Genomic DNA, 9,206 nt, shown 5'->3' with positions numbered 1-9,206 from the left:
CGACGCAGCTCGGCAAGTTGCCGAAGAACCGCATCATCTGCGCTCGCGAGAGCTTTTTGCGAAACACCTCGCGGCCCGATTTGTCTTGGCCCAGAAGGTGGAAATTATGTTTGCCGAGATCGATCCCGATCAGCGCTGACTCGCTCATGATGATGGCCTCCAAAAACAAAACACCCTGCGAAAGCGTAGCCCTCGCAGGGTGTGGGGGTGACCATCTCATTAGCCCCCGGTCCTTTCAGGCCGGGGGCTTTTATTCAAACCAACATCAATACTTCTTGATGTCAGCCTTGCTTTCCAACTGCTTGCGGTACGCCGCGAAGTCCTGTTGACCCACGCGGGAAGCGAGGAAGCGGCGGTATTGCGCCTTTTCTTCGTCCGATGGGGCGGCAGCTTCGTTGACACCATTCAAGCGCACGATCACCAGGCTACCGTCAGCCAGGGTCACGGTGGTGAAGGTCGGCTTGTCCTTGGCCACGGGCTTGGGCATGCGGAACAGCGCTTGCAGAACAGCTGGGTCAATCGTTTCCTGGCTACGGGTCGCCGCTTCAGTGACTTTCCAGGCCTGGCCATCGACTGGCTGGTTCAGCGGAGTCTTGCCATCACGCAAGCTGGCGATCAACTCGTCAGCGTGAGCCTTGGCAGCCGCGCTGGCGCGCTCCTTGGCCATCTGCGTACGGATCGCCGCCGCAACGCTTTCCAGCGGCAGTTGCTTAGGCTTGAGGTGCTCTTTGGCACGCAGCACGATGATGGTTTCCGGATCCAGCTCGATGGCGGTGCTGTTGGCACCCTCATCCAACACTTCCGGGCTGAATGCAGCGGTGACCACGGCACGGTTGGCCGCAATGCCTTCGCCACCTTCACGGCCAAATGGCGCGGAGGTGTGCACGGTCAGCTTGAGGTCAGAGGCTGGCTGGGCCAGGTCGGAAGCTTCGAATGCCGCATCTTCCAATTGCTTGGTCGCTTCGACGAAACGCTGCTCGACCTGCTGGGTCTTGAGTTCACGGGTCAGCTTGTCTTTCAGGCTGGCAAATGTCGGCACTTGCGGTGCCTCGACACCCAACAGCTTGATCAGGTGCCAACCGAAGCTGCTGCGTACCGGCGCCGAGACCTGATCCTTGTTCAACGCATACAAGGCAGTCTCGAAGTCCGGATCGTAAACGCCTGGGCCGGCATAACCCAGGTCGCCACCATTGTTGGCCGAACCTGGATCCTGGGAAAACTCCTTGGCCAGGGCTTCGAACTTCTCGCCCTTGGCCAGGCGCGCCTGGATTTCCTCGATCTTGGCCTTGGCTTGCGCCTCGCTGACCTTGTCGTTGACTTCAATCAGGATGTGCGCCGCGCGACGCTGTTCAGCGAGGTTGGCGGTTTCTTTCTGATAGGCGGCCTGCAGGTCTTCGTCCTTGACGGTAACCTGGTCGAAGAAGGACGACTTCTTCAGTTCCAGATAGTCGATGACTACCTGGTCCGGGGTCATGAATTCCTTGGCGTGCTGGTCATAGTAAGCCTTGACCTCGTCGTCGGTGAGCTTCACCGCCGCAGGGTTGGCCTTGATATTGACGGTGGCGAAATCGCGGGTCTGTTTTTCCAGGCGGGCAAATGCCAGTACCTCGGCGTCGGTCACAAAACCGCTGCCGGCGATGCCTGCGCGAACCTGGCCGATCAGCATTTCCTGGGTCAGCATCTGACGGAACTGCAGACGGCTGTAGCCCAGTTGACGAATCACTTGGTCAAAGCGTTCGGCACTGAATTTGCCGTCCACCTGGAATTCCGGCGTCTGCAGGATCACCTGGTCCAGTGCCGCTTCGGAGAAGCCGAACTTGGAGTCAGCCGCACCTTGCAGCAGCAGCTTGCGATCGATCAGGCCCTTGAGGGCTGCATCGCGCAGCAATTTTTCGTCCAGCAGGGAGGCATCAAAATCCTTGCCCAGCTGTTGCATGAGCTGACGACGTTGCATGTCGACGGCCTGGCTCAGTTCGGTCTGGGTGATTACTTCACCGTTGACCTTGGCCACGTCCTGCTTGGTGTTGGTCGAAGCCTGGAAAATGGCCTCGATACCGGTGAACGCCATCAATGCGACGATGATCCCGATAATGGTCTTGGCAATCCAGCCTTGTGAATTGTCCCTGATATTCTGCAGCATGCGTCCCCCAGAAACGGTTGAACTTCAAAATTAGGCAACCGTGGAGCGTGGGTAGAGTCCGGATAGAAGAAAGGCGCATCCGAGGATGCGCCTTCTCGTAACTGGCGGAGCGGACGGGGGTTTGAACCCACACCCCCGGCGTGGCGACCCAATGGATACGTGGGTCAGCTTCCGCTCCGCTGCCAGGCCAGACCTGCGTCGGACCCGGGTAGGTAAAGGCTTGATCGAAACTTAGTTAACGGCTTCTTTCAGGGCTTTACCGGCTTTGAAACCTGGTTTTTTGGCAGCAGCGATTTGCAGTGCTTTGCCAGTCTGTGGGTTACGGCCAGTGCGAGCTGGGCGGTCAGTCACAGAGAAAGTACCGAAGCCTACCAGTACCACCGAGTCGCCGGCCTTCAGAGCGCCAGTGACGGATTCGATTACTGCGTCCAGCGCACGGCCAGCAGCAGCTTTCGGGATATCAGCGGATGCGGCGATAGCATCAATCAGTTCCGACTTGTTCACTCTAAGTCCCCTTATATATCTATTGAGTATGATTCTAAGTTTTTTGGTGAAAGCAAAAACCAGTGCTGAATGGCCTACAGACACTTAAGAGCCGCTTTATAACAAGGGCTCTAAAAAGCTGTCAAGGAAGCCCCCAGGCTTTAACGCATTAATGCGTGCTAATTCTTTCCTTGGAATCAGACTCGCGTTTTTCGTCCTTCGCGACTATCTCCGGAGCCACATCCGGCAAGGGCTCCGGCGCGTATTGCAGCGCAATTTGCAGGACTTCGTCAATCCATTTAACCGGTTTAATCTGAAGATCTTGCTTGATATTGTCAGGAATTTCCTTCAAGTCGCGAACATTCTCTTCAGGAATGATCACCGTCTTGATTCCACCCCGATGTGCAGCAAGCAATTTCTCTTTCAGGCCACCGATAGCCAATACCTGGCCACGCAGGGTAATTTCCCCGGTCATGGCCACATCGGCGCGCACGGGAATGCCGGTCAGGGCCGAGACCAGGGCCGTGCACATGCCTACGCCTGCGCTAGGGCCGTCTTTAGGGGTCGCCCCTTCCGGCATGTGGATGTGAGTGTCGTGCTTCTCGTGGAAGTCCAGAGGGATCCCCAGGCTTCGGGCACGACTGCGCACCACGGTCTGGGCAGCGGTGATGGATTCGACCATCACGTCACCGAGGGAACCGGTCTTGATCAGTTGGCCCTTACCCGGGATCACCGCGGCTTCGATGGTCAGCAACTCGCCGCCCACCTGGGTCCACGCCAGGCCAGTCACCTGCCCGACCTGATCCTGCTGCTCCGCCAGGCCGTAACGGAATTTACGTACGCCCAGGAAGTGCTCCAGGGAGTCGGCGGCAACCTTCACCGAGAAACGTTTTTCCAGCGCATGTTCCTTGACCGCCTTGCGGCAAATCTTCGCAATCTGGCGCTCAAGTCCCCGCACGCCGGCCTCGCGGGTGTAGTAACGCACCAGGTCGCGAATGGCCTCGACTTCGAATTCGATCTCACCTTTCTTCAGGCCATTGGCCGAAATCTGCTTGGGCGCGAGGTATTTGACCGCGATGTTGATCTTCTCGTCCTCGGTGTAACCCGGCAGACGAATCACCTCCATCCGGTCCAGCAAAGCTGGCGGAATGTTCATGGAGTTGGAGGTGCACAGGAACATTACGTCGGACAAGTCGTAGTCGACTTCCAGGTAATGGTCGTTGAAATTGTGGTTCTGCTCGGGGTCGAGCACTTCGAGCAAGGCCGACGCCGGATCGCCACGCATGTCGCTGCCCATTTTGTCGATTTCATCGAGCAGGAACAGCGGGTTGCGCACACCCACCTTTGTCATCTTTTGAATCAATCTTCCTGGCATCGAGCCAATGTATGTGCGGCGATGACCACGGATTTCGGCCTCATCACGCACGCCACCAAGTGCCATGCGCACGAATTTACGGTTAGTGGCATTGGCAATGGACTCGGCCAGGGAGGTTTTACCCACGCCCGGAGGCCCAACCAGGCACAACACCGGACCACGAATTTTCTTCACGCGCTTTTGCACGGCGAGGTATTCGAGGATGCGCTCTTTGACTTCTTCGAGGCCGTAGTGGTCGGCGTCAAGAATGTCTTCAGCGCGGGTCAGGTCCAGACGCACTTTGGTCTGGGCCTTCCACGGCACCTGTACCAGCCAGTCGATATAGGACCGAACCACAGTGGCCTCGGCCGACATCGGCGACATTTGCTTGAGCTTGTTCAGCTCGGCATTGGCTTTGGTCAGGGCGTCTTTCGGCAGGCCAGCGGCATCGATGCGTTTTTTCAGCTCTTCGATTTCGTTGTGGCCTTCCTCGCTGTCGCCGAGCTCTTTCTGAATGGCCTTCATCTGCTCATTCAAGTAGTACTCGCGCTGGCTGCGCTCCATTTGTTTCTTCACACGACCACGGATGCGCTTCTCGACCTGCAGCAGGTCGATTTCGGCATCCAGCAGCGCCAGGACGTGCTCGACACGGGCGGACAGGTCGATGATTTCGAGAATGTCTTGCTTCTGTTCGATCTTCAGCGCCATGTGCGCGGCCATGGTGTCGACCAGGCGGCTTGGCTCATCGATGCTGTTGAGGGACGACAGGACCTCCGCCGGGACTTTCTTGCCCAGCTGCACATATTGCTCGAACTGCGAAAGCAAGCTGCGTACAAACACTTCAGATTCGCGCTCAGGGGCCTCGGCTTCATCGATCAGCGCCACTTCCGCGCGCAGGTGGCCGTCCACCTCCATGAAACGCTCCACCGCGCCGCGCTGCTCACCTTCCACCAGCACCTTGACGGTGCCATCCGGCAGCTTGAGCAGTTGCAGCACAGTCGCAACAGTACCGACGCGATACAAGGCATCTTCGCCTGGATCATCATCAGCAGGATTTTTCTGGGCCAACAGCAGGATCTGCTTGTCGCCCGTCATCGCAGCCTCGAGGGCTTCGATAGACTTCTCGCGCCCCACGAACAGCGGGATAACCATGTGCGGATAGACGACGACATCACGCAACGGCAGGAGAGGCAATTCGATGGTTGTCTTCATGATTTCGCCTCTATGACAGTTGAAAAGTAAGCTTGAAACCAAGATGGGGGCTGCATGCAAAAAAAACAAGCTTATTGCCAGCAGTTAAACGCAGGAAAACCGGTACAGCCAAAACGCGTCCTAAAAACTAAGGGGCCCCTAAAGGCCCCTTGTTTGTAAAGCAACTGCAAAACGCTTACGCGTCTGGCGCAGCCTTGGCAGCAGGCTCACTGTTTTCGTAGATATACAGTGGCTTGGACTTACCTTCAATAACGCTTTCGTCGATCACCACTTTACTCACCTCGGATTGCGAGGGGATTTCGTACATGGTGTCGAGCAACACGCCTTCGAGAATCGAGCGCAGGCCACGCGCACCGGTCTTGCGCTCCAGTGCCCGCTTGGCCACCGATTTGAGTGCATCGGTACGGAACTCGAGGTCTACACCTTCCATTTCGAACAGCTTGGCATATTGCTTGGTCAGGGCGTTTTTCGGCTCGGTGAGGATCTGAATCAGAGCCGCCTCATCCAACTCGTCCAACGTGGCCAGGACCGGCAGACGGCCAACGAATTCCGGGATCAGACCGAACTTGACCAGATCGTCAGGTTCAACTTCACGCAGGGACTCGCCCACCTTCTTGCCTTCTTCCTTGCTGCGTACCTCTGCACTGAAACCAATGCCGCCACGGGTGGAACGGTTTTGAATAACCTTTTCCAGACCGGAGAACGCACCGCCACAGATGAACAGGATGTTACGCGTATCAACCTGAAGGAATTCCTGCTGCGGATGCTTGCGGCCGCCTTGTGGCGGTACGGAAGCAACCGTGCCTTCAATCAGCTTCAACAGTGCCTGCTGAACGCCTTCACCGGAAACATCCCGGGTGATCGACGGATTGTCGGACTTGCGGGAAATCTTGTCGATTTCGTCGATGTAGACAATACCCATCTGGGCCTTCTCAACATCGTAGTCGCACTTCTGCAGCAGTTTCTGAATGATGTTCTCGACATCTTCACCCACGTAGCCAGCCTCGGTGAGGGTGGTGGCGTCGGCGATGGTGAACGGAACGTTCAGCAGGCGAGCGAGGGTTTCTGCAAGCAGGGTTTTACCCGAGCCTGTAGGTCCAATCAGCAAGATGTTGCTCTTGCCGAGTTCGACTTCGTCGCCTTTCTTGTCACGCTGGTTCAAGCGCTTGTAGTGGTTGTACACCGCTACGGCCAGAACCTTCTTTGCACGCTCTTGACCAATCACATACTGGTCAAGGATGCCGCTGATTTCTTTAGGCGAAGGCAATTTATGCGCGCTGCTTTCGGCCTGGGCTTCCTGCACCTCCTCACGGATGATGTCATTGCACAGGTCGACGCACTCGTCGCAGATAAAGACCGAGGGGCCGGCAATCAATTTGCGTACTTCATGCTGGCTTTTGCCACAGAAGGAGCAATAGAGCAGCTTGCCGTTGTCCTCGCCGTTGCGGGTGTCAGTCATTCGTTCGATCCAAATCCGATAGGCTTGCAACACAAGATGAAGGCTTATGCGGGCTTTTTCAAGCCCGCCGGTGATCGGACAAGCCGACCAGCCCTATTTTGAGCAGCTTATATTAAGCGGGGCGCTTTTCGATCACTGCGTCGATCAACCCGTAATCACGTGCCGCTTCGGCACTCATGAAATTGTCACGGTTGGTATCACGCTCGATTTCTTCCAAGGTATGCCCGCTGTGCTTGGCCATCAGCGTGTTGAGACGCTCACGAATAAAGAGGATCTCCCTGGCATGGATTTCGATATCCGATGCCTGGCCCTGGAAGCCGCCCAGTGGCTGGTGAATCATCACACGCGAGTTCGGCAGGCAGTAACGCTTGCCTTCGGCACCAGCGGTCAGCAGGAATGCGCCCATGCTGCATGCCTGGCCGATGCAGGTGGTCGACACGTTCGGCTTGATAAACTGCATGGTGTCGTAGATCGACATGCCCGCAGTCACCGAACCGCCCGGCGAGTTAATGTAAAGATGGATGTCCTTGTCCGGGTTTTCCGCTTCAAGGAACAGCAGTTGCGCACAGATCAGGTTGGCCATGTAGTCCTCTACAGGACCCACCAGAAAGATCACTCGCTCCTTGAGCAGGCGCGAGTAGATGTCGTAGGCGCGTTCGCCACGAGCGGACTGCTCGACAACCATCGGGACCAGGCCGCCTGCGGCCTGGATATCAGAGTTCTGCTGAATATAGGAATTACGGAACATGCTCTGCAGTTACTCCCAAATAGTCATGTCTTGAAAACACATAAGCCAGCGCGAGGCTGGCTTATGGTTGTATTTCGAACGAGTTGGGCAATCAGTCGGCTTGTGGTGCTTCGACCGGTTTGACTGCTTCTTCGTAAGAGACCGATTTATCGGTCACCTTAGCCTTCTGCAGAACAGTATCCACAACTTGTTCTTCCAGCACAACCGAACGTACTTCGTTCAGCTGCTGGTCATTCTTGTAGTACCAAGCCACGACCTGCTCAGGCTCCTGGTAGGCCGAAGCCATTTCCTGGATCATTTCGCGAACGCGGTCTTCGTCAGGCTTGAGGTCGAACTGCTTGACCACTTCAGCCACGATCAGGCCCAGCACGACGCGGCGCTTGGCCTGCTCTTCGAACAGCTCGGCCGGCAGTTGATCAGGCTTGATGTTGCCACCAAATTGCTGAACAGCTTGTACGCGCAGGCGATCCACTTCGTTGGACAGCAGGGCCTTAGGCACTTCGATCGGGTTGGCGGCCAGCAGACCGTCCATCACCTGATTCTTGACCTTGGACTTGATGGCCTGGCGCAGCTCGCGCTCCATGTTCTTGCGAACTTCGGTGCGGAAGCCTTCGATACCGGTTTCCTTGATACCGAATTGAGCGAAGAACTCTTCGTTCAGCTCTGGCAGCTTAGGCTCGGAAACGCTGTTGACAGTCACGGTGAACTCGGCGGCTTTGCCAGCCAGGTCCAGGTTCTGGTAGTCAGCTGGGAAAGTCAGGTTCAGGACGCGTTCTTCACCAGCCTTCGCGCCAACCAGGCCGTCTTCGAAGCCCGGGATCATGCGATTGGAGCCCAGCACCAACTGAGTACCCTTGGCGGAGCCGCCGGCGAATACTTCGCCATCAACCTTGCCCACGAAATCGATGTTCAGCTGGTCTTCGTTCTGGGCGGCACGGTCGGCCACTTCGAAACGAGTGTTCTGCTTGCGCAGGATTTCCAGCATGTTGTCCAGGTCCGAATCGGCCACTTCAGCGCTCAGGCGCTCGATAGCGATACCGTCGAAACCGGCAACGGTGAACTCTGGGAACACTTCGAATACGGCAACGTATTCCAGGTCCTTGCCTGCTTCCAGGGACTTAGGCTCGATCGACGGCGAACCAGCCGGGTTCAGCTTTTGCTCAACAACGGCTTCGTAGAAGGAAGCCTGGATCACGTCACCTACCGCTTCCTGGCGCGCATCAGCACCAAAACGGCGCTTGATTTCGCTCATTGGCACTTTGCCTGGACGGAAGCCAGCGATCTTGGCCTTTTGGGCAGTCTGCTGCAGACGCTTGTTGACCGCAGTCTCGATGCGCTCTGCCGGCACGGTGATGCTCAGGCGGCGCTCGAGAGCAGTAGTATTTTCAACAGAAACTTGCATGGATATTCCTCGTTGCACAGACGTTAGCCGGCCGTTTCCGACCCCAGAATCAAGGGCATGCATTCTAGTGGGTCAAACTCAAGAAGTCACCCTACTGGAAACGGGTAAAAAAACAGCAGGCAATTTATCGGTACGAATGCACGAATGCAGCTCGCCCCGGTGACAAATAACAGCCAATCACGCCAGGGCTCTGCGCCAACCCTTCTATATATAGAAGAAGTCGCCGATCATCTCCCTGACAGCCCACCCCCACGAACAGGACAGGCAAGCAGTGCGGCATCATCGAGATACATAAATACGACGAAACGCCCCGCTCTTGCGACCCAGCACCTACAGCCGCCGGGTACTCGAACCGCTAAAACAAAAAAGGCGCCAGACTGTTAAATCTGGCGCCTTTCGAATATGGGG

The 9,206-nt window shown here is 56.5% G+C and carries 6 protein-coding genes and 1 pseudogene; all 7 read right to left on the bottom strand.

Annotated elements, in window-relative coordinates; translation table 11 throughout:
* Positions 1 to 148, bottom strand: a pseudogene (locus AC1Q6I_RS02735) (IS110 family transposase); the annotation flags it as partial.
* Positions 149 to 265: 117 nt separating this feature from the next.
* Positions 266 to 2,140: a SurA N-terminal domain-containing protein gene (locus tag AC1Q6I_RS02730; RefSeq protein WP_024076270.1), complete on the bottom strand. Its 1,875-nt coding sequence runs from the start codon at positions 2,138 to 2,140 to the stop codon at positions 266 to 268.
* Positions 2,141 to 2,371: 231 nt separating this feature from the next.
* The gene (locus tag AC1Q6I_RS02725) at positions 2,372 to 2,659 is read right to left on the bottom strand and encodes an HU family DNA-binding protein (RefSeq protein WP_221034285.1); all 288 of its coding nucleotides are present in this window, start codon (positions 2,657 to 2,659) and stop codon (positions 2,372 to 2,374) included.
* A 133-nt stretch (positions 2,660 to 2,792) separates the two neighbouring features.
* Entirely contained in the window at positions 2,793 to 5,189 is a 2,397-nt protein-coding gene (lon, locus tag AC1Q6I_RS02720) for an endopeptidase La (protein WP_069076552.1), read from the bottom strand.
* A gap of 175 nt (positions 5,190 to 5,364) precedes the next feature.
* The gene (gene clpX, locus AC1Q6I_RS02715) at positions 5,365 to 6,648 is read right to left on the bottom strand and encodes an ATP-dependent Clp protease ATP-binding subunit ClpX (protein ID WP_010564906.1); all 1,284 of its coding nucleotides are present in this window, start codon (positions 6,646 to 6,648) and stop codon (positions 5,365 to 5,367) included.
* Positions 6,649 to 6,760: 112 nt separating this feature from the next.
* Positions 6,761 to 7,396, bottom strand: a complete 636-nt coding sequence (clpP, locus tag AC1Q6I_RS02710; RefSeq protein ID WP_024076272.1) for an ATP-dependent Clp endopeptidase proteolytic subunit ClpP — start codon at positions 7,394 to 7,396, stop codon at positions 6,761 to 6,763.
* A gap of 91 nt (positions 7,397 to 7,487) precedes the next feature.
* Positions 7,488 to 8,798, bottom strand: a complete 1,311-nt coding sequence (gene tig, locus AC1Q6I_RS02705; RefSeq protein ID WP_024076273.1) for a trigger factor — start codon at positions 8,796 to 8,798, stop codon at positions 7,488 to 7,490.
* Positions 8,799 to 9,206 lie beyond the last annotated feature (408 nt).

This window comes from Pseudomonas sp. MPR-R2A5 (assembly GCF_058793055.1).
Note: the sequence above shows the minus strand (reverse complement) of the source record. Positions and strands in the feature narration are given on the sequence as shown.